Genomic DNA, 20,454 nt, shown 5'->3' with positions numbered 1-20,454 from the left:
CGAGGACGCTTACGGCATCAGGACCTTGTCCACTACATGGATTACGCCATTGCTCTGGTAAACGTCAGCCGTGGTCACATTGGCCACGTTGCCCTTGGCGTCGGTCAGGGTGATGCCGTTGCCGGCGGCCTTGGCGGTGAGGGCCTCGCCCTGGACCGTGGTGAGCGTGGCACTGCCGCCACCGGCCTGGATCTGCGCTGACAGAGCCGCCGCGTCCAGTTTGCCCGGAACCACGTGATAGGTCAGCACCTTGCTCAGGTCGGCCTTCATCGCGGGTTTGAGCAGGCCGTCCACTGTTCCGGCCGGCAGTGCGTCGAAGGCGGCGTTGGTAGGGGCGAACACGGTGAACGGGCCGGCGCCTTTCAGCGTTTCGACCAGGCCGGCGGCCTTGACTGCCGCGACCAGCGTGGTGTGGTCCTTCGAATTGACGGCGTTGTCGATGATGTCCTTGTCGGCGAACATTTCGGCGCCGCCCACCATGGGATTGGCCGCTGGCATGGCTTCGGCGGGTTCTGGTGCAGCCGCCATCTCCGTGGTCGGTGCAGCGTCGGCGGCGGGCGCCGGCATGGCGGTTTCCTGTTTGGGCGCGCATGCGGCCGACAGGCTTGCAGTGAGGATGGCGAGTGCGATCAGGCTCTTTTTCATGGGTGGCTCCGTTGGAAGTGGGTGGGCACTCGCGATGCTGGCCTGGCGGCCGGATCGCGGGTTCGGAGTGCTTACGCAAGCCGGCGCCACACGGATGCATCACGTCGAATTAACCATTCGGGGTTGGCGTCGATTGATAGCGCCAGTTTCCAACCCCATCTCCAGTGCATCCCCCGTCTCCGGATGCCAGCCTGCATGTCCCGACCCATCAAGATCGACTTTGTCTCCGATGTCGCCTGCCCGTGGTGCGCCGTCGGCCTGCGCGCGCTGGAGGAGGCCATGGCCCGGATTCGCGGTTTGCAGGCCGAGCTGCACTTCCAGCCATTTGAACTCAATCCGCAGATGCCCGCCGACGGCGAGGACGCGGTCGAGCACCTGACCCGCAAGTACGGCATCAGCGCCGAGCAGGCGGCACGGAATGGCGAGGCGATCCGCGTGCGAGGGGCGGAGCTGGGCTTCGAGTTCCGCATGGACCGCCGGCGCCGGGTATACAACACCTTCGATGCGCATCGTCTGCTGCACTGGGCAGGGCTGGCGGATCCCGAGCGCCAGCTCGCGCTGAAGCATGCGTTGTTGCGCGCCTACTTCACGGATGGCAAGGACGTGTCTTCAATGGAAGTGCTGGTGAAGTCAGCAGAAGAGGCGGGCCTGGATGGCGTGCGTGCGCGGCAGCTGCTGGCCTCCGATGAATACGCCCAGGCCGTCCGCGACCAGGAGCGCCACTACACCGAACAGGGAATCAGTGCGGTGCCCTCGGTGATCTTCAATGATCGTCATCTGGTCCAGGGCGGGCAACCTGTGGAGCTGTTCGAGCAGGCATTGCGCCAGCTGTCCGGTATTGCCCCGGCCCAAGCCTGAGGTGTGGCAAGCCACCCGGCGCTTGCAAGCTGCGGGTTAGCCAGTGAGGGCGATGGGTGCTGTTGGATGTGGCGGATCAGTGACCGGAGTTCAGCATGCGGCCGTAGATGACGAAAGCGCTAACGCCGATTGCCGGGACGCGGACGCGTCCCGGAACCCGTTCATGGAGAACCCATCCGGATCGACGTGCAGGCTGATGACGGGTCTAGGCATTAAGCCTGGAAGGTTCGCTACAAGCCTGCACGCGTCCTCAAGTAAATCAACCGTTGCAGGCAAGCACCCGTAAGTCCAAGCGCTCTTTCGTCAGGGACAACGCGCCCATCCGGTCGGGAAAGTTGGGACGGATCGCCTCTTGAGTTCAGTGTTCGGCCACCGTGGCCTTGGCCTCGAACCGTCGCGCATAACCACGTTCATCGGCTACCCGCTCCACTTCCTGGTCGGCGACATCCGGCGCGCCGTACACGGCGTAGGCGATGCTGCCGTCGTCACGCTGACCGACCTGGTGCAGTCGATAACGCGGGCGGCCACTGCCGCTGTTTTCCGGGTAATGCACCGGTGGCTGGTTGCCATCCAGATCCATCTCACTGTTGTCGACCACGCCACCGATGAACAAGGCACGCATTGGGTTCTCCTGTCAGGCGAATTTATGGAGGAGGAGTCCTCTTGCAAAAGCATCTCAAAGCCGATGTTGGGGTTCTATGAAACTGGCGTTGTATTTGCGGCAACCGCGCGTGAAGACTACAGCGCGGTTCACGGAATGAACTTCAATCGAGCAAGGGGGCGAGGCTTTTCCAGACATGGTCACGCAATTTCGGCTGCGCAGACGCGACCGGATGAAGGTTGTCCGGCTGGAAGTTGGCGCGATCCCGGGCGATCGGCTCCAGCAGGAACGGCAGGAAACCGGTCTTGTGCAGCTTTGACAGTTCGCTGTAATTGCGTTCGAAGCCCTGGGTGTAGTCGCGGCCCAGGTTCGGCGGCATGCGCATGCCCACCAGCAGGACCCTGGCGCCGGAGGCCTGGGACAGTTTGATCATGCGCTCCAGGTTGGCGCGGGTCAGCGCCAGCGGCAGACCGCGCAGGCCGTCATTGGCACCCAGTTCGATAACCACCACAGACGGCTTGCTGCGTTTCAGCTCGCCGGCGATGCGCGAAGCGCCGCCCGCGGTGGTTTCCCCGCTGATGCTGGCGTTTACCATCCGCCAGCCCGGCCGGAGGCGGGTCACGCGGTCGGCGGTCAGCGCGACCCAGCCCTGGGAGGCGGACAGGCCATAGGCTGCGGAGAGTGAATCGCCCATCACCAGCACCGTGCGTACGGGCTTGGTGGCATTGGGCGTTGCCTGCGCGGACAGCGTGGGTGCCGCCATGGCGAGCATCAGCATCACAAGACCAATGGCCCATTGAACCGGGGCGCGCCAGCCCGCATAACCTGAATTCATCCCGCGTCTCCACTGTATCCAAGGACCATCATGGCCGACTCCACCGAACTGCGCGCTGAAGTCGCGCGGCCGACCCTGCGACCCGCGTTGCAAGTGAATGCGCTGGGCAAGCGCGTGCCGCTGCCTTCGGGCGAGCTGACCATTCTGAAGGACGTGGGGTTCGAGATCGGGCAGGGCGATACCGTTGCGATCGTGGGCGCGTCGGGCTCGGGCAAGAGCACGCTGTTGTCACTGCTTGCCGGCCTGGACAGTCCCAGCGACGGCAGCGTGGTCCTGGATGGGGAAGCGCTTTCCACCCTGGACGAGGACGGCCGTGCGCGCGTGCGCGGTGAAAAGGTCGGCTTCGTGTTCCAGAGTTTCCAGCTGCTGCCTTCGCTCACCGCGTTGGAAAACGTCATGTTGCCGCTGGAGCTGAGGGGCGATGCCGACGTCAACGGGCCCGCCATGCAGATCCTGCAGAAAGTGGGACTGGGTGAGCGCCTGGCGCATTATCCGCGGCAGCTGTCGGGCGGCGAACAGCAACGCGTGGCCCTGGCGCGTGCCTTCGTGACCCGGCCCTCGCTGTTGTTCGCCGACGAACCCACCGGCAACCTCGACACCCACACCGGGCAGGCCATCATCGAGCTGTTGTTTGCGTTGAATGCCGAAGCCGGCACCACCCTGGTGCTGGTGACCCACGATGAGCACCTGGCAGGACGTTGCGGCCGCATCCTGCGCCTGGACAGTGGCGAGCTGGTGGGCGAAGGCGTGGCTGCATGAAAACCTTGCGCATGGCGTGGCGCCAGTTGCGACGCGACGTGGCCGCCGGCGATATCCGCATCCTGTTCGCGGCGCTGGTGCTGGCGGTGGTGGCGGTGACTGCAGTGGGCTTCGTCACCGACCGCGCCGGGCGCGCGCTGGCCATCGAGGCCAACCGCCTGATGGGCGGTGACGTGGTGGTCCGCGGTGATGCACCGATCAGCGGCACGATCCGCGACGCCGCTTCGGCCACCGGTCTGCGTCGCACCGAGACCCTGAGCCTGGACAGCATGATCCGCGCCGGCGAGCAGTTGCGGCTCGGCGACCTGCGCGCGCTCGGCGAAGGCTTCCCGCTGCGCGGCAGCTTCCGCATCATCGACACGGCCAATCCGGTGGAACACGATGCGGGCGGCATCCCGGCGCGCGGCACGCTCTGGCTCAGCCAGTCGGGTGCCGAAACACTGGATGCCAGGCTGGGCGACAGCATCGGCATTGGCGACATCAAACTCAGGCTGGCAGCGCTGGTGGTGCAGGAGCCGGACGCCTCGCTCGATTATTTCAACGTGGCGCCCAAGGCTTTCCTCAACCTCGCCGACGTAGCCTCAACCGGCCTGGTGCAGCCCGGCAGCCGGCTGGGCTATCGGCTGGTGGTGGCCGGGGATGCCGCCGCGGTCGAGCGCTTCGTCGCTGTTGCCCGCCCGGCACTGGCGCGTGGGCAGCGCCTGGAGACCATCCAGGACGCGCGTCCGGAAGTACGCTCGGCGCTGGATCGCGCCGGTCGTTTCCTTGGCCTGGCCGCACTGGTTTCGGTGGTGCTCGCCGCCGTGGCCGTGGCCATGGCCGCGCGCCGCCACAGCGAACGCCATCTGTCCGGCACCGCGGTGATGCGCTGCCTTGGCGCCAGCCAGCGCACCCTGGTCGGTATCCATGTGGGCGAGCTGGTGTTGTTGGGGCTGATCGCCTGCACGGTCGGGGTGGTGGTCGCCTTCGGCCTGCAATGGGCCATCGGCAGCTGGCTCCAGGCGGAAATGAAGATCTCCATTCCGCCGGCAGGCTGGATGCCTGCGTTGCAGGGATACGCGGTCGGCCTGGTCGTGCTGCTGGCCTTTGGCGCGCCGCCGGTGCTGGCCTTGCGCCGCGTACCGGCGCTGCGCGTGCTGCGCCGCGACCTGGATCCGACCGAACCCAGCGCCTGGCTGGTGGCGCTGGCCGGCTTTGCCGGCCTCGGCGCATTGCTGTGGTGGAAGGCGGGTTCGGCGACCCTGGGCACGGCCATGCTGCTGGGCATCGGCGGCACGCTCGCCGTGCTGGCGTTGCTGGCCTGGCTGATGATCCTGCTGGTAAGGCGCCTGCGTTCGCGCCTGCGCGGCAGCCTGCGCTACGGTCTTGCCAACGTCAGCCGCCGCGCCGGCACCAGCGTGGCCCAGGTCTCCGCACTGGGGCTGGGGCTGATGGCACTGCTGCTGCTCACCTTCGTACGCACCGACCTGCTCGATCGCTGGCAGCTGTCGCTGGCCGCCGACGCACCCAATCGCTTCATCATCAATGTGCAGGAAGACCAGCAGGCCGACGTCAACGCGTTCATGGCCGAACAGAAGATCGCGGCGCCCACCCTGTTCCCGATGATTCGCGGGCGCCTGGTCTCGCTCAATGGCAAGCCCGCCAGCGGCGCCGACTACGCAGGCGATGAAGAAGCCCGGCGCCGCGCCGAGCGCGAGTTCAACCTGTCCACCGCAGCGACCTTGCGCGACGACAACAAGGTCACCGCGGGCACGTTCTGGAGCGGGCGTACGCCAACGCCGGAGCTGTCGGTGGAGGAGCGTTTTGCCGAACAGCTGGGATGGAAGCTGGGCGACCGGGTGGCCTTCGATATCGCCGGACAGCCCTTCGAAGGCCGGATCACCAGCCTGCGCAGCGTGGACTGGGAAAGCTTCCGGCCGAATTTCTTCGTCATCGCCTCGCCAGGCGCGATGCAGGGCTATCCGGCCAGCTACATCACCGCCGTGAGCGTGCCAGCCACGCAGACGCGTTTCACCGCCCAGCTGGTCGAGCGCTTCCCCAACTTGTCGGTGATCGACGTCGATGCGGTGTTGAAGCAGGTGCGCAGCACCGCCGACCAGGTGTCGACCGTGGTCCAGGTGGTGTTCTGGTTCTCGCTGGCCGCCGGCGTGCTGGTGTTGCTGGCCGCAGTGAGCGCCAGCCAGGACGAGCGCCTGCTGGAAGGCGGCGTGATGCGCGTGCTCGGCGGCAGCCGCAGGCAGTTGCGGCTGGCGCAGGCTTCCGAGTTCGCCGCCATCGGGCTGCTGTCGGGCCTGGTGGCGGCTATTGCCGCTTCAGTGCTCTCCGGTGTGATCGCAACCCAGGTGTTCGATCTGCCGTGGCATGCGAACTGGTCACTCGCCTTTATCGGTGGTGGCCTGGGCATGCTGGCCGCGTTGGCCGCAGGCCTGTTCGCCACCCGGCGGGTACTGGACGCGCCACCGTCGGTCACCTTGCGTGAGTTGCAGGGCTGAGGCAGCGCCCTGTTGGCCTGGGTGGGATAAATCTGCGGATCTTGTGAGGCATTTCCCTACACAAAGTCGCGGCGTTCGCTGATACGCACGCCGCGCCTGCTTGCCTAAGCTTGGCTGACATCAGCCAAGGAGGCAGTCATGCGCGCAAAACGGGATCAGGGCAAAGAGAGAATGCTGGGTCGCCAGCAGACGGATGCGGAACTTCTGGTCTGGCAGTGCCTGCGGGGCCGCCGCCTGCATGAATGCAAATTCCGCAGGCGGCACCGGGCCGGACCGTTCTACCTCGATTTCGTCTGCCTGGAGCTGGGCCTGATCATCGAACTGGACGGCAACGAGCCTCTCGAGCCAAGGCAGCAGCACGCCGACGATCTGCGCACCCTGTACCTGGAACGCATGGGTTACCGGGTCCTGCGGTTCTGGAACGACGAGGTACTGCGCGACAGCGGCGCGGTGCTTGATGAGATAGAGCGGGAAGCACGGGCGCCTCGGGGCAAATAGGCAAGGCGGGCGCCTGCGCGGAAGTCCGCAGGCTCTTCTCTCTTGGTGATGCCAGAGTGGTCCTTCGAATCGAAGCATGGCCTGGCCCGGGTAGAATCAGCGCTGATTCTTTCCGGGTGACGCCATTTGGCCGCCAGCAACTCAGACCCCGCACTCGATTCCCTGTTCCTGCCGTTCTCCGGCCGACTGCTGGCCTGGCCTCAGGGCGAGGTGCTGTTCCTGCGCGCCCGCGAAGGTGCGGCGATGCGCCAATTTCCGCTGGCGCAGCTGGTCTGTGAGCAAAGTTACAAACCCTTCGCCGAAGAGCTCGAGCGCGGCGGACTGCAGGTCATCGCCGACGCATCGACGCTGGCGGCGCGCTATGCGGTGGTGCTGGTGCTGCCGCCGCGCCAGCGCGAGGAAGCCCGCGCCCTGTTCGCACGCGCGTTGTCGCTGTGCGCCCCGGGTGGCGTGGTGGTCGCCAGCATCACCAACAACGAAGGCGCCAAGTCCGGCGAAGCCGACCTCAACCAGCTGGCTGGGCTGGGCGGCAGCCTGACCAAGAACCACTGCCGCGTGTTCTGGAGCAAGCCGCTGGGTGCGGCTCACGATGCAGACCTGCTTTCGAAGTGGAACGGACTGGACGCGTCGCGGCAGATCCTGGACGGGCGCTTCCGCAGTCGGCCAGGCGTGTTTGCCTGGGACCGCATCGATCCGGCCTCGGCCCTGCTGGCCGAACACCTGCCGCCCGACCTGGCGGGCAAGGGCGCCGACCTGGGTGCCGGCTATGGCTACCTGTCGGCCGAGGTCCTGGCCCGCAGCGCCAAGGTCGTCGCCCTCGATCTCTACGAAGCCGAGGCGCGCGCACTGGATCTGGCGCGGCACAATCTCGCCGGCTTCGAAGGCAAGGCCGAACTGGGTTACCGCTGGCACGACGTGACCACCGGTGTGCCCGAGCAGTACGACTTCATCGTCAGCAATCCGCCGTTCCACACCCAGAGCCGCGCCGACCGTCCGGATGTGGGCCGGCGTTTCATTGCCGTAGCCGCCGAAGCCTTGAAGCCGGGCGGGCGCCTGTACCTGGTTGCCAACCGGCACCTTCCCTACGAAGCGGTGTTGAACGCCAGTTTCGGCCAGGTGCAGGTGCTGGGCGAGCGCGACGGCTTCAAGGTCATCGAGGCGATCAAGGCTATCCCTTCCCGCAGCCCGGGCAGGAACGCGCGATGAAACTGGTCAAGCATCTCGCCAACCTGGGCTATGGCAGCCGCAAGCAGGTGGCGTTGATGTTCCGCGAAGGCCGCATCACCGACGCACAGGGCGAGGTGATGTACGCCGACGATCCGCTGGACCACGACAACACCCGCGTCGACGGCGAACCGCTCGATCCGCCGCAGGGCCTGCTGATCGCGCTGCACAAGCCGGTCGGCTATACCTGCTCGACCAAGGATCCGGGCCGCATCGTCTACGACCTGCTGCCGCCGCGCTATCGCCTGCGTTCGCCCTTGCTTTCCAATGTGGGCCGTCTGGACCGCGACACCAGCGGCCTGCTGCTGTTCACCGACGACGGCGCGCTGCTGCACCGGATTTCCTCGCCGAAGTCGAAGCTGTCCAAGGTTTACGAAGCGACCCTGGCCAGCGACTTGCGTGGCGATGAAGTGGAGTTGTTCGCAGGCGGCACGCTGATGCTGGAATCGGAACAGACGCCCTTGCTGCCCGCCGAGCTTGAGATCATCGATGCCGGCCGGGTGCGGCTGACTTTGCACGAAGGGCGCTACCACCAGGTCCGTCGCATGTTCGCGGCGGTCGGCAATCATGTCGCCGCGCTGCATCGCAGCCGCATCGGTGGACTCGCCCTGGGCGGGTTGCCATCGGGCCAATGGCGCGCGCTTGACGAGGCCGACAGGGCGGCGCTGTTCAACGCATGAGCTTGCGGGCCGTGATCTTCGACATGGACGGCCTGCTGATCGACAGCGAGCGCGCCATCCTCCAGTGCTGGCGCGACGCCGCGGCCGGGCAGTCGCTGGAACTCGATGACGGGCTGTGGCTGTCGATGGTCGGCCTGCACGAAGCCGGCTGTGCTGAATTGTTGAACGGCATGCTTGGCGTCGCGCAGGCCAGGCTATTGAGCCTGGAGTGCAGCCGCGGTTATGACCGCATGGTGGAAGCGGGGCTGCCGCTCAAGCCCGGAGCGCGCGACCTGCTTCAGGATTTGCTGGATCTGGGCGTGCCGATGGCCGTCGCAACTTCCACGCGCGGCGAGCGCGCGCGAACCAAGCTGGCGCGTAGCGGAATCGACCGTTATTTCGAGCATGTGGTGACCAGCAGCGACGTGGTCCATGCCAAGCCAGCGCCCGACCTGTACCTGCTGGCTGCGGCACGGCTGGGTGTCGCGAAGGCTGACTGCGTGGCGCTCGAGGATTCCGAATTCGGGGTGCGGGCGGCCTCTGCGGCGGGCATCCGCGTCATCCAGGTACCTGATCTGGTTCCGGCCTCGGATCTGAGCCGGTCGCTGGCGCAGGTCGTGGCCAGCCTGGAGGCCGCACGACCACTATTGCAATCCTGGCTGCATCTGGCCCTGGGGAAGCAAACCGCACAAGCGTAGGAGCGACGCGAGTCGCGAAAATACGGAGACCTGACGGGTTACGAGCTTCGCGACTTGCGTCGCTCCTACGTCGTTCGGTTTCGGTTTCGGCGTTCGGTGGGTGTGTTTTCGCTAGCGCGTTGACGTGAATATTTGCTGCCAGCCCTCGATGCCCAGCCTGTCCAGCGTTTCCAGGTTGCGGTCGATGATGGCGTCGGCCTCCGGAAAGGCTTCGACCGCGCGGGCCACGCTGTCTTCGCGCAGCAGGTGCAGGGTGGGATAGGGCGAACGGTTGCTGTAGTTGCCGATGTCGCCAGGGGCGGTCCCGGCGAACTGGTAGGCCGGGTGGAAGCTGGCCACCTGCAGCACGCCGGCCAGGTCCAGCGCCTCGACCGCGGCATCGGCGTTGTCCAGGAAGTCGTTGTAGTCCAGGAAGTCCTGCAGCACGTCCGGATGCACGATCAGGGTGGTATCGATTTCTTCGGCCGGGGTATCGCGCAGCAGCAGCAGCTCCTCGGCCAGCTGTTCCAGCAGGGCCTCCGGCGTGCTCGCATCGCTTAGCACGAAGCGCACCTGCTGCTTGACGTAAACCGCCTTGGCGAACGGACACAGATTGAGTCCGATCACCGCGCGCTCCAGCCACCGCCGGGTATCGGCGATCGGGTCGCCGGGCATTTTGTCGTCCATTGCCGGGACTCAGTCGCGGAAGTTGTCGAACTGCAGCGGCAATTCGAAATCCGATTTCTTCAGCAGCGCCATCGCGTCCTGCAGGTCGTCGCGCTTCTTGCCATTGATGCGCAGCTTGTCGCCGTTGATCTGGCTTTCCACCTTGAGCTTGGCTTCCTTCAGCGTGGCGGCGATCTTCTTGGCGATCTTCTGCTCGATGCCCTGCTTCACGGTGATCTTCTGGCGCGCGCCGGCCAGGTTGGTTTCCACCTCGCCTTCCTCCAGGCAGCGCACATCGATGCCGCGGGCGATCAGGCGCGCGCGCAGGATTTCCGACATCTGCTTGAGCTGGAATTCGCTGGGTGCCGACTGGCTGATCACGTTTTCGTCGAGTGCGAACTTGGCCTCCACGCCCTTGAAGTCGAAGCGGGTGGTCAGCTCGCGGCTGGCCTGGTCGACGGCGTTGGTGAGTTCATGGGTGTTGACTTCGGAAATGACGTCGAAAGAGGGCATGGCGGTGATTGGACGTGGGGAGGTCGCTAGGTTAACCCAGATGGCCCGCAGGGCCGGGCGGATCGCGACGTGCGCGACACACGGAGGCAGGCATGGCGTGGGCGATAATGCGGGATGGAATCCAAGCCCAGCCACCTGCCCGCGATCAGCCTGATGCTGCTGGCCGTGGCCCTGTTCGCGCTGATGGATGCGGGTTTGAAGCTGCTTTCGCCGCACTATCCGCCACTGCAGGTGGCGGCGTTGCGCGGACTGGCGTCGCTGCCGCTGGTGCTGGTGTGGGTCGCATGGACGGCCAGGCCCAACACCCTGTGGCACGTGCACTGGCCGCTGCATGTCCTGCGCGGGGTGCTGGGCATCGGCATGATGTTCGGCTTCGTCTACGGCCTGCGGACCATGCCGCTGTCGACCGCCTACGCCATCACCTTCGTGGCGCCGATGCTGGTCACCGCGATGGCCGGGCCCTTGCTGGGCGAAAAAGTGGGGCCCGGGCGCTGGGTGGCGATCGTGGTGGGCCTGGTCGGCGTACTGGTGGTCCTGCGCCCTACAGGACAGGGCATGGCGACACTGGGTGGGCTGGCCATCCTGCTGGCCGCGATCTGCTACGCGGCCAGCGCCATCACCGTGCGCCTGCTGGCGCAACGCGACAGCATCCAGGCGATGGTGTTGTGGTTCATCGTGCTGTTGTCGCTGGGGGCCGGCGTGCTGGCTGCGCCGAACTGGCGGCCGCTGCAGGTCGCCGACCTGTGGGTGATCGCGGGCGTCGGTTTATCCGGTTCGCTGGCGCAGGTGGCGCTCACCGAGGCTTTCCGCCGTGGCGAGGCCTCGCTGATTGCGCCATTCGAATACAGCGCGCTGGTCTGGGGCGTAGGCCTTGACCTGGCCTTGTGGCACGTGCTGCCCGATGGCGTGACCTGGATAGGCGCCGGCATCATCGTGGTCAGCGGCCTGTACCTGCTGCGCCGCGAAAAAGTCCATATGGAAAGTGAGCACCCCTGATGCCGTTGCTGATCGTGCCGCTGGTGATCCTGGTCCTGCTGGCGCTGTGGCTGGTGCTGCTGCCGCTGTCCATCTGGCAGCGCTATCGCCTGGGCAAGGCGCGGCGCAAGGCCTGGCCCTGGCTGGTCAACTTGAATGCTTGGCTGCTGTTGCTGTCCGCTGGGTTGTTCGTGCTCAGTATGGCCGTGACCACCTTCTGGTGGCCCGGCGCCCTGGCCTATGCGCTGGGCGGAATGGGGATCGGGCTGCTTGCAGGCGTGCTTGGCTTGTGGATCAGCCGTTTCGAAGCCACGCCACAGGGACTGTTCTACACGCCCAACGCTTGGCTGGTACTGGCGCTGACCCTGCTGGTCACCGCCCGTATCGCGATGGGATTCGTGGAGATGTGGCGGTACTGGCAAGGGCGCGAATCGCTGGCGATGATCCCGGTGCTGGACCATGCCAGCCTGTTCGCCGTGGCCGGACTGCTGCTCGGCTACTACCTCAGCTACACCTGGGGGCTGCGGCGCCGCTTGCCCCGCACCAGGTAAGCCGGGCATGCCGGCACGCCCGGGGCCCGCACCTCAGAACTCTTCGACGATCTCGATCGCGCTCTCGGTGCGCTCGGCCAGCACTTCCACCACGGTGTGGATGCGGCGCACGGCTTCCTCATTGGGCGCTTCGATCTCGATGTTGTGCAGCCCGGGCGATTCGTCATCGGGCAGGCCGGCCGAGCTGGAATCCTCGTCATCCATGTGCGGCATCAGGTCGGCGACTTCCTCGACATGCTCGATGCCTTCGATCGCCTCGAGGGCGTGCATGAGCTCGGAGGCGGCATATTCGTTACCGGTGACGCGCAGGCGGACAGTGGGCATGGGAATCCTTGGGGGAAGGGAACGGGACTGACAAAGCTACCGTCCGCAGCGCTAAGTACCGGTGAGCATCGGCCCGGTGATCGCCCGCTCATGCAGGGCCGGGCAATTCAGCCTGCAACTTTAGGCTGCCGCCAACGAAAAACGGCAGGCCTGTTGCCAGGCCTGCCGCAGCTTGCTCGTTACAGCGTTGGCTTAGAAACGCGCGCCGAGGCCCAGGCCCACGGTCCACGGATCCAGCGTCAGTTCGGTACCGGTGCCTTCGCCCGCAACGTTCACGTCCGCGTCGCCCTTCATGTAACGCACGTCGGTACGTGCAAACCAGCGACTATTGATGTTGAAGTCCATACCCGCCGTGGCGATGGGACCCTTGGCGGTCGACAGGCCCACGTGCGGGCCACCACCGGAGATGTCCTCGTTGCTGAAGTTGGACTCGTAGTAGCCCAGCCCGAGGAACGGACGCATTACCGCATCGGCGTCACGGAAATGATACTGGCCGCTGACGGCGATGGGTTGCTGTTCCACCGTGCCGATCTTGCCTTGCGGTCCGCGCACGCGGTGGTTGAACTTGTCCGCTGCGCCCCACAGTTCGACGGCCACGTTGTCGTTGACATACCAGCTCGCGCTCAACGTAGGTGCCGTGCCGCCATCCACTTCCAGGCCCGGGGTCGGGTTGGAGTCCGGCTGCAGGATCGCGCCGCCGCCAACGATGGCGATGCGCTTGCCCGATGCGGTATCAGTGCCAGAGGCATCGGTACTGCCTGTGTCCTGCGCGAAAGCCGCAGGCGCAAAAGCGATTGCCGAAAGCAGGGCAATGCTGAGTTTCTTAAATGAAGCCATGTGGTTCTCCTCATGTTCTTTTGAATGCGCCCGGGGAGAGGGCGGTGGACACGGTATCGATTCGCGCATGAATGCACGCCAGCAAGACATTTGGATCAGCCGGATTTTTTCATGCTTGCTTCATCGTGTTCATAAGCCGCGCAAGAAATTCAGCAAGGTGACATTCGATTCATCCTGAAGTCGCAGCGGTGACTCGCTCCGCGTATACGTTCGCGTCAAAGCGCTCTCTGCGCCCGCCCTACGCAGTTTTCCGGAGATTCGCTATTCAAGGATTCCTCGTTCTGGCCTCCCATCACGACCGTCCCGCGTCTGCTGCAGCGCTGCGGCTCTGACGCTTGTGTTCGCGCATGCACCCTGGAACAGTTCGCGGGCGATGGCTTATCGTGTCCGCTGTCCCGCGAGGAAGCCTTCATGAAATCGGCAATTGCCCTGGCCCTGTTGATCGGCATGCTGCTGCCGCTGCAGGCCTTGATAAACGCATCCCTTGGCAAGCAGACCACCGGACCGCTGTTTGCGTCGCTGGCCTCGTTCGTCGTGGGGGGCGTAGTACTCGCGGTGTGGTGGCTTGCCAGCAAGCCTTCGCTGGATCTGGCCGCGTTGGGCAGGGTTCCGTGGTGGGCATGGACCGGCGGCCTGATCGGCGCCGTTTATGTCGCCGCCGCCACCATGCTGATCCCGCGGATGGGCGCGGCCGCGCTGATCTGCCTGGTGGTGTTCGGCCAGGTGGCCGGATCGCTGCTGCTCGATCACTTCGGCGTGCTGCACGCGCGCCAGCCGATAGACGGTTTGCGTGTCTTTGGCGCGCTGCTGGTAATCGCCGGAGCCTTGCTGGTGGTCAGGCCCTGGCAGCAGGCCTGAACCAAGCAGGCGCGCTGCGTCAGTTCGCGACCGAAAGCGCGGGCCGCGCGCGCAGGTGCAGCCAGAGGGTCTGGATGGCCAGGATCGCCGCAATGGCCAGGGCCACCCAGGCCGCAGTGCCGGCGCCCGGCAGTTCGCTTGCCGATTGCTTCATGTACACGGCCACCAATGCCCACAGCGCCGCGGCGACATAGGCCAGGTTGCCACGCATGCGCTGGTTCAGGGCCAGCAGCATGAGGGCGGCGGCGGCCAGCAAGGCCACGCTCCAGGGCAGCATGTTCCCGGTTGGCAACAGTTCGTACGCCACGATCACCTGCGCGGTGTTGAGGATGGCGGCCAGCGACAGCCAGCCTGCGTGCAGCGACAGCGGCAGCCAGGCAAACCAGCGTTGTCCGGGTGCCGGCCGCGGATCGCGTGACAGGCGCAGCGCGCATACCAGCAGGCACGCCAGGCTGGCCCAGATGATCAGCAAGGCCAGCCCGAAGCGCTGGTTCGAGAACACCGGCATCCACAGCGTGGTCAGGGCAAAGCCCAGCGCGGCAGGCAGGCGGATGCCCGCGACGGCGCCGTCGTTGCGGCGCTTCGAGGACAGTTGCCAGAACCCGAACAGCACATCCAGCAGGAAAATCAGTCCCCAGATCGCGAAGGCGTAGCCGGCCGCCACCACCAGGGTCGGATAGCGATCGGAAATGGCGCCATTGCTGGGCCCGAAGGCTTCCCGTTGGGAAAACCACGCTACCAGGGGCATGGCCAGGGACATCAGCAGGACGAGCAGGCGCATGGGGACTTTCCGGGTGGGGACGCGGCATCCTAGGGTCTGTCCCGTTAAGTGAATGCGCAGCCAGGATCATCGGCCAGCACGTGACTTGCGGCCTCCTGCCGAAAGGCACGTGGTCGGCGACCCGCCAGGTGGCATGCTGCCCGCCACCAGACCCTGCGAGAATTCCTATGCGCCGCGCACTTCTTGTCGTTGCCTTGTCGCTGCCGGCGGCCGCCGCGCAATCGCGTGACATCCGCTGCAACATCGAAAGCGACTACGACCTCAGCGTCAACGGACAGAGCGTCATCCTGACCCGCGGCAGCGGCACCCCGAAGTGGATCGTGATCCGTGGCGAGCGCCTGTTCGTCGATGACAAATGGGTGGCATTGGGCGAAGCGGACAGCAAGCGTATTGCCGAGTTCGATCGCGGCACCCGCGAAATCCTGCCGCTGGCACGCGACATCGGGCGCGCTGCCGCGGACATCGCGTTCACGGCATTGGGCGAGGTCGCAGCCGGCTTCAGCAGCGATCCGCCCAGCACGCGTGCCAGGCTGGAAACCGCACGCAGCAGGATCGACGCGCGCCTGTCGCATGCAGTGGCTGCCAACCGTTTCGATTCCAGCGACCTGGGCAACGGCATCGGCGAGGCGGTCTCCGAAGTCGTGCCCATGGTCATCGGCGACATTGTCGGCGGGGCGGTCCGTGCCGCGCTCAGTGGTGACAGCAAGCGCCTGGAGGCGATGCAAGACCTGGACAAGCAGATCGAGGCGCGTGTGGGGCCGCGGGCCAAGGCGCTGGAGAAGCGCGCCGAGCAGCTGTGTTCGAAGATGGAAGCACTGGACCGGCTGGACAATGCGCTGGCGTATCGTCTGCCGGGTGGCGCCGCGCTGGATCTGTTGCGTGTCAAGCAGGACGAAGGCGCGACTGCGGCAAAGTGAGCGGGCCGCGCTGGACCGCTCAGCGCGAAAGCGGCAGCAGACCAATGGATTACCAGTGAAAGGTTGGCGCATTGCATCCAGATGGCCACAATAGGGTTTCCCCACCCGATCTGATCACTGGAGTTCCGTATGGCCGGATTCAAGGAAGCACTCGTTCCCGATATCGGCGACTACAGTGATGTGCCCGTCATTGAAATCCTGGTCGCCGTCGGCGACACGGTGGTCAAGGACCAGGGGCTGGTCACGCTGGAATCGGACAAAGCCACCCTGGAGGTGCCCGCTCCGTTTGCCGGCGTGGTCAGGGAGCTGAAGGTGAAGCTGGGCGACACGCTTTCGGAAGGCTCGTTGGTCGCGCTGATCGAAGCGGCCGATGGCGAGGCTGCCAAGCCTGTCGCGGCCGCCGCAACGCCAGGCAAGGCCGAAGTCGCCACTGCCGAAACCGGTGCCAAGGTCGAGCCGGTAGCCGTTGCCGCCGAACCCGACAAGCTGGCCCAGCGCGAGATCGACCAGCAGGCTGCGTCGACTCAGGCGGCAGCAGCGCCTGCAACGCAGGTCGTGGACAGCAGGCCCGGGTTGGATCCGGAGGCCTCGCCACCGAACAGCCCGCCGGTGGAATTCAACGCCGATGCGGTGCTGCCGCAGAAAGTGCCGCATGCCAGTCCGTCGGTGCGCCTGTTCGCACGCGAGCTCGGCATCGATCTGGCCCAGGTCAAGGGCAGCGAGCGCGCCGGCCGCATCAGCAAGGAAGACGTGCAGAAATTCGTCAAGGAAGCGCTGGCCGGTGGCGGCGCTGCCGTGGGCGGCGCTTCCCCGACGCCTTCCGGTGGCAATGGCCTGAGCCTGCTGCCCTGGCCGAAGGTAGATTTCGCCAAATTCGGTGAGATCGAGGTCAAGCCGCTGTCGCGGATCAAGAAGATTTCCGGTGCCAACCTCGCCCGCAACTGGGCAATGATCCCGCACGTCACCCAGCACGACCACGCCGACATCACCGGACTGGAAGAACTGCGCGTGCTGTTGAACAAGGAGAACGAGAAAGCCGGCATCAAGCTGACCATGCTCGTCTTCATCATGAAGGCGGTAGTGGCCGGCCTGAAGAAGTACCCGGATTTCAATGCCTCGCTGGATGCCAGCGGCGAGAACCTGACGCTGAAGAAGTATTTCCACATCGGCTTTGCCGCCGACACGCCCAACGGACTGGTGGTGCCGGTGATCCGTGACGTGGACAAGAAAGGCCTTGCCGAGCTTGCCAGGGAAATGGGTGAACTGGCCGCCAAGGCCCGCGACGGCAAGCTGGGTCCGGCGGAAATGTCGGGTGGCTGCTTCTCCATCAGCTCGCTTGGCGGCATCGGTGGCGTGGCCTTCACGCCTATCGTCAATGCGCCGGAAGTGGCGATTCTGGGGGTGTCGAAATCCTCGATCCAGCCAGTGTGGGACGGCAGCGCCTTCCAGCCGCGCCTGCAACTGCCGCTGTCGCTGAGCTACGACCACCGTGTCATCGATGGTGCTTCCGCCGCCCGCTTCACCGCGTACCTGGCGCAACTGCTCGGCGACATGCGCCGCGTGCTGCTGTAAGGCGAACGCGTCTGGCCACCGCCTAACCACCTCCACGCATCCGCAGGCGGCTGGAAAGTCGCCCCGCGCAAGGAACGAGCCTCATGGCAACTATTGAAATCAAGGTTCCCGACATCGGCGACTACACCGATGTGCCGGTCATCGAAATCCTGGTCGCCGTGGGCGACACGGTGAAGAAGGACCAGGGTCTGGTGACACTGGAATCGGACAAGGCGACGCTGGAAGTGCCCTCGTCCGCGGCCGGCGTGGTCAAGGAATTGAGGGTGAAGCTGGGCGACACCCTGTCCGAAGGCAGCGTGGTGGCCATCCTGGAAGCGGAGGGTGCGGTCTCCACGCCCGCCGCTCCCGCACCGGGCATTTCCGCACCGGCCAGGGTCGACGTCGAGATGCCGAAGCCTCCGGTCACGCCATCGCCGGCCATGCCTGCGGCCCCCTCCGTGCCGGCTCCCAAAGCGGCACAGGGCAGCGGCAAGCCCGCCGACATTGAATGCCGCATGGTCGTGCTGGGGTCCGGCCCGGGAGGCTACACCGCCGCGTTCCGCGCCGCCGACCTGGGCCTGGATACGGTGATGATCGAGCGCTATGCCTCGCTGGGCGGCGTTTGCCTCAACGTGGGTTGCATTCCCTCCAAGGCGCTGCTGCATGCCGCCGCGCTGATCGAGGAAGCCGCGCATTCGGCCGATATCGGCGTGGAGTTCGGCGCGCCGAAGATCGACCTGGACAAGCTGCGCGCGTTCAAGGACGGCAAGGTCGTCGGCCAGTTCACCAAGGGCCTGGCCGGCATGGCCAAGCAGCGCAAGGTGCGCGTCGTGCAGGGCGTGGCCTCGTTCGCGTCGCCCAACGAGCTTGAAATCGTCGGCGAAGACGGCAAGACCCAGTTGCTGCGGTTCGAGCAATGCATCATCGCCGCCGGCTCGCAGGCGGTGAAGCTGCCCGCCTTCCCGTGGGACGACCCGCGCGTCATGGACTCCACCGACGCGTTGCAGATCGACGAGGTCCCGGAAAAATTGCTGGTGGTCGGTGGCGGCATCATCGGCCTGGAAATGGCCACCGTGTATCGCGCGCTGGGCAGCCAGGTCACAGTGGTGGAATTCATGGACCAGCTGATGCCCGGCGCCGACAAGGACCTGGTCAGGCCGCTGGCCGATCGCCTGAAGAAGCAAGGCGTGGCGATTTACCTGAAGACCAAGGCGACCAAGGTCGAGGCTTCCGCGCAGGGCATCAGTGTCGCCTTTGAAAGCGCGGCCGAAGGCCAGCCCGCCGAACTGGCAACCACCACTTTCGACCGCGTGCTGGTGGCCGTGGGTCGCTCGCCCAACGGCAACAAGATTGGCGCGGACAAGGCCGGCGTCACCGTCACCGATCGCGGTTTCATCCCGGTGGACCGGCAGATGCGCAGCAACGTGCCGCACATCTTTGCCATCGGCGATATCGTCGGTAACCCGATGCTGGCGCACAAGGCCACCCACGAAGGCAAGCTGGCGGCGGAAGTCGCTGCGGGCGAGAAGAAGGAATGGGTGGCGCGGGTGATTCCATCTGTGGCCTACACCGATCCCGAAATCGCCTGGGTCGGGGTGACTGAAACCGAAGCAAAGGCCAAGGGCCTGAAAGTAGGCGTGGGCAAGTTCCCATGGGTCGCTTCGGCGCGCGCCGTGGGCATTGGCCGTGGCGAGGGCTTCACCAAGCTGATCTTCGACGAGGACACCCACCGCATCATCGGCGGCGCCATCGTCGGCGTGCATGCCGGTGACCTGATCACCGAAGTGTCGCTTGCCATCGAGATGGGCGCCGACGCGGCCGACATCGGCCACACCATCCATCCGCATCCGACCCTCAGCGAATCGGTGGGCATGGCGGCCGAGGTGTTCGACGGCACCATTACCGACCTCTACATCCCAAAAAAGAAAGCCTGACTTCTTTCATGGCGCCATCAAAAAAAGCCCCGGTTCGCCCGGGGCTTTTTTTGTGATTGCGTGAAGAGGCTCGCTCAGAACGAGAGCGTCACGCCCGCCATCGGACCCTTGAAGCGCTGGTCCAGGCCCACGACCCCTTCGCCGCCGGTCTGCTCCACATCCAGCTTGAACCAGTCATAGCCTGCAAACACGCCGAACTTCGGGGTGATGCGGTATTCCACCAGTGCGTTGGCCCGGGTCAGGTCGCCTTCGTACTTGCCCAGGTCGCCCCAGTCCGCGTCCAGGTACTGCGCCTGCACCACTACACGCCATTTTTCGCCGGGTGCCGCAGTGAAGCGCGCGCCCACGACCGGTGCGAAGCCGTCCTCACGCGAGCTGGTGCTGTAGTCGAGCTCGCCCGCTCCGGCCGAGAGCGTGCTTTCGACCTTGGCGTATTCGGCACCGACCTGCAGCCCCAGGCTGATGGTGTCGGTCTCGACGACGGCGAAGTCGTAGACCAGGCTGGCCAGCTCGAACTTGCTGTCGATTTTGGCAAAGCTTCCCGCCGGCAGGGTCACATCGTCATACGACAGATCGTTGCCCAAGGTGGCGCTCTGGTCTTTTTCATAGCTGAAATAGTTGAACAGCAGGCGGTTGCGGTTGCTGAGGCGGAACTGGCCTTCGACGCGCGGCGAGAGTTCGGCGCTGCCGTAGTCGAATCCTTCGCTGAAATCGAATTCTTCACCGTTAAAAACCGTGCTGCCGCGTATGTCGCTGTTGCCTTCGGCGGAAATCGCGCCAAGGCGCAGGTGGAAACCATCGTCTTCGATGGCATGAGCCGAGCTGGCAGCAAACAAGCCGGGCGCAGCCAGGGCCAGGCTCAGGGGGAGGTGCTTGTGCATTGCGGGTAGTACTCCATGGAAGATAAAGAGCACAGCACATCGTGTACTGCGCAGTTCATTAAATCCCATTGAAAGTGCACGCCCGGTGAAATGCCGGCCTTTCCGGACGCGTCTGCGAGCGTGGGCGGCAAATCCGGCGACCTTCCCAGCACGGCCCCGCCAGCTGGTGGAAATCCAAAAAAGCACCGTATTGCAGGCAGGCTCCAGGACGGCGATCAGGTCATCGCCCACCAACCCCGGACGGAGCGCCAAGGTAGTTCGGACGTCGCCAGACGCGGGTTTGGGTCACTCAAGTCTGCTGGCGAGGATCCGACTGATCTCCTGGCGGGCATGTCGGGCCGGCGGTTCCCGGCCATTGTGGCGTGGGTCACGGCAGCCCCGGTCTTTGGCGCCGTGGCCGGAAAAGAAGAAGCCCCGG

Annotated in this window: 22 protein-coding genes; 13 read left to right on the top strand and 9 right to left on the bottom strand. The window is 65.5% G+C overall.

The window, feature by feature from the left end; translation table 11 throughout:
- Window positions 1-9: 9 nt before the first annotated feature.
- Window positions 10-528 carry a fasciclin domain-containing protein gene (locus DT603_RS14680; protein ID WP_343037771.1) on the bottom strand — a complete coding sequence of 173 codons (519 nt, stop codon included), beginning with the start codon at window positions 526-528 and terminating at the stop codon, window positions 10-12.
- Window positions 529-840: 312 nt separating this feature from the next.
- Between DT603_RS14680 and DT603_RS14675 the strand changes: the two genes are divergently transcribed.
- Window positions 841-1,503, top strand: coding sequence for a DsbA family oxidoreductase (locus DT603_RS14675; protein ID WP_162350734.1), 663 nt, complete (start codon window positions 841-843; stop codon window positions 1,501-1,503).
- Window positions 1,504-1,861: 358 nt separating this feature from the next.
- Here DT603_RS14675 and DT603_RS14670 read toward each other — a convergent pair whose 3' ends face one another.
- Complete coding sequence (locus DT603_RS14670) at window positions 1,862-2,125, bottom strand: hypothetical protein (protein WP_162350733.1); 264 nt, start codon at window positions 2,123-2,125, stop codon at window positions 1,862-1,864.
- A gap of 142 nt (window positions 2,126-2,267) precedes the next feature.
- The gene (locus tag DT603_RS14665; protein WP_162350732.1) at window positions 2,268-2,939 is read right to left on the bottom strand and encodes an arylesterase; all 672 of its coding nucleotides are present in this window, start codon (window positions 2,937-2,939) and stop codon (window positions 2,268-2,270) included.
- A 30-nt stretch (window positions 2,940-2,969) separates the two neighbouring features.
- Here DT603_RS14665 and DT603_RS14660 point away from each other — a divergent pair, with 30 nt between their 5' ends.
- The 6 genes from DT603_RS14660 to DT603_RS14635 all read left to right on the top strand — a co-directional run bounded on the left by DT603_RS14660 (window position 2,970) and on the right by DT603_RS14635 (window position 9,269).
- Complete coding sequence (locus DT603_RS14660; RefSeq protein WP_162350731.1) at window positions 2,970-3,698, top strand: ABC transporter ATP-binding protein; 729 nt, start codon at window positions 2,970-2,972, stop codon at window positions 3,696-3,698.
- Window positions 3,695-6,190, top strand: a complete 2,496-nt coding sequence (locus tag DT603_RS14655) for an ABC transporter permease (protein WP_162350730.1) — start codon at window positions 3,695-3,697, stop codon at window positions 6,188-6,190. Before DT603_RS14660 ends, DT603_RS14655 begins: the two co-directional genes overlap by 4 nt.
- Before the next feature lie 138 nt (window positions 6,191-6,328).
- Window positions 6,329-6,688: an endonuclease domain-containing protein gene (locus DT603_RS14650; protein ID WP_162350729.1), complete on the top strand. Its 360-nt coding sequence runs from the start codon at window positions 6,329-6,331 to the stop codon at window positions 6,686-6,688.
- Between the two features lie 126 nt (window positions 6,689-6,814).
- Window positions 6,815-7,894 (top strand): class I SAM-dependent methyltransferase, encoded by a 1,080-nt coding sequence (locus tag DT603_RS14645; RefSeq protein WP_246191871.1) that lies wholly within the window; start codon window positions 6,815-6,817, stop codon window positions 7,892-7,894.
- Window positions 7,891-8,592, top strand: coding sequence for a pseudouridine synthase (locus tag DT603_RS14640; protein WP_162350728.1), 702 nt, complete (start codon window positions 7,891-7,893; stop codon window positions 8,590-8,592). Before DT603_RS14645 ends, DT603_RS14640 begins: the two co-directional genes overlap by 4 nt.
- On the top strand, window positions 8,589-9,269 hold the full coding sequence (locus tag DT603_RS14635; protein WP_162350727.1) for an HAD family hydrolase: 681 nt from the start codon (window positions 8,589-8,591) through the stop codon (window positions 9,267-9,269). The genes DT603_RS14640 and DT603_RS14635 overlap by 4 nt, the downstream gene beginning before the upstream one ends.
- A gap of 111 nt (window positions 9,270-9,380) precedes the next feature.
- On the opposite strand, the gene DT603_RS14630 is transcribed toward DT603_RS14635, so the two are convergent.
- Together DT603_RS14630 and DT603_RS14625 are read right to left on the bottom strand one after the other, a co-directional pair.
- Window positions 9,381-9,935, bottom strand: coding sequence for a DUF1415 domain-containing protein (locus DT603_RS14630; RefSeq protein WP_162350726.1), 555 nt, complete (start codon window positions 9,933-9,935; stop codon window positions 9,381-9,383).
- Window positions 9,936-9,944: 9 nt separating this feature from the next.
- Window positions 9,945-10,427: a YajQ family cyclic di-GMP-binding protein gene (locus DT603_RS14625; RefSeq protein WP_162350725.1), complete on the bottom strand. Its 483-nt coding sequence runs from the start codon at window positions 10,425-10,427 to the stop codon at window positions 9,945-9,947.
- A 114-nt stretch (window positions 10,428-10,541) separates the two neighbouring features.
- Here DT603_RS14625 and DT603_RS14620 point away from each other — a divergent pair, with 114 nt between their 5' ends.
- Together DT603_RS14620 and DT603_RS14615 are read left to right on the top strand one after the other, a co-directional pair.
- On the top strand, window positions 10,542-11,423 hold the full coding sequence (locus DT603_RS14620) for a DMT family transporter (RefSeq protein WP_162350724.1): 882 nt from the start codon (window positions 10,542-10,544) through the stop codon (window positions 11,421-11,423).
- A complete protein-coding gene (locus DT603_RS14615; RefSeq protein ID WP_162350723.1) occupies window positions 11,423-11,953 on the top strand; it encodes a DUF1453 domain-containing protein in 531 nt (176 codons plus the stop codon). The genes DT603_RS14620 and DT603_RS14615 overlap by 1 nt, the downstream gene beginning before the upstream one ends.
- A gap of 33 nt (window positions 11,954-11,986) precedes the next feature.
- On the opposite strand, the gene DT603_RS14610 is transcribed toward DT603_RS14615, so the two are convergent.
- Together DT603_RS14610 and DT603_RS14605 are read right to left on the bottom strand one after the other, a co-directional pair.
- Complete coding sequence (locus tag DT603_RS14610) at window positions 11,987-12,277, bottom strand: hypothetical protein (protein ID WP_162350722.1); 291 nt, start codon at window positions 12,275-12,277, stop codon at window positions 11,987-11,989.
- A gap of 192 nt (window positions 12,278-12,469) precedes the next feature.
- Window positions 12,470-13,114 carry an OmpW/AlkL family protein gene (locus DT603_RS14605; RefSeq protein ID WP_162350721.1) on the bottom strand — a complete coding sequence of 215 codons (645 nt, stop codon included), beginning with the start codon at window positions 13,112-13,114 and terminating at the stop codon, window positions 12,470-12,472.
- A gap of 411 nt (window positions 13,115-13,525) precedes the next feature.
- Here DT603_RS14605 and DT603_RS14600 point away from each other — a divergent pair, with 411 nt between their 5' ends.
- Window positions 13,526-13,972, top strand: coding sequence for a DMT family transporter (locus DT603_RS14600; protein WP_162350720.1), 447 nt, complete (start codon window positions 13,526-13,528; stop codon window positions 13,970-13,972).
- A gap of 19 nt (window positions 13,973-13,991) precedes the next feature.
- On the opposite strand, the gene DT603_RS14595 is transcribed toward DT603_RS14600, so the two are convergent.
- Window positions 13,992-14,753: a hypothetical protein gene (locus DT603_RS14595; protein WP_162350719.1), complete on the bottom strand. Its 762-nt coding sequence runs from the start codon at window positions 14,751-14,753 to the stop codon at window positions 13,992-13,994.
- 167 nt (window positions 14,754-14,920) lie between these two features.
- Between DT603_RS14595 and DT603_RS15995 the strand changes: the two genes are divergently transcribed.
- From DT603_RS15995 to lpdA, 3 genes are all read left to right on the top strand, one after another.
- A complete protein-coding gene (locus DT603_RS15995) occupies window positions 14,921-15,670 on the top strand; it encodes a DUF2884 family protein (RefSeq protein WP_211368463.1) in 750 nt (249 codons plus the stop codon).
- Between the two features lie 129 nt (window positions 15,671-15,799).
- On the top strand, window positions 15,800-17,242 hold the full coding sequence (locus tag DT603_RS15990; RefSeq protein WP_211368462.1) for a dihydrolipoyllysine-residue acetyltransferase: 1,443 nt from the start codon (window positions 15,800-15,802) through the stop codon (window positions 17,240-17,242).
- Between the two features lie 83 nt (window positions 17,243-17,325).
- Entirely contained in the window at window positions 17,326-19,155 is a 1,830-nt protein-coding gene (gene lpdA / locus DT603_RS14585; protein ID WP_162350718.1) for a dihydrolipoyl dehydrogenase, read from the top strand.
- 74 nt (window positions 19,156-19,229) lie between these two features.
- On the opposite strand, the gene DT603_RS14580 is transcribed toward lpdA, so the two are convergent.
- A complete protein-coding gene (locus DT603_RS14580) occupies window positions 19,230-20,036 on the bottom strand; it encodes a hypothetical protein (RefSeq protein ID WP_162350717.1) in 807 nt (268 codons plus the stop codon).
- Window positions 20,037-20,454: the final 418 nt, after the last annotated feature.

It is taken from the genome of Pseudoxanthomonas gei (assembly GCF_010119615.1).
Lineage (GTDB): Bacteria > Pseudomonadota > Gammaproteobacteria > Xanthomonadales > Xanthomonadaceae > Pseudoxanthomonas_A > Pseudoxanthomonas_A gei.
This window is presented reverse-complemented; position numbering and strand designations above follow the sequence as displayed.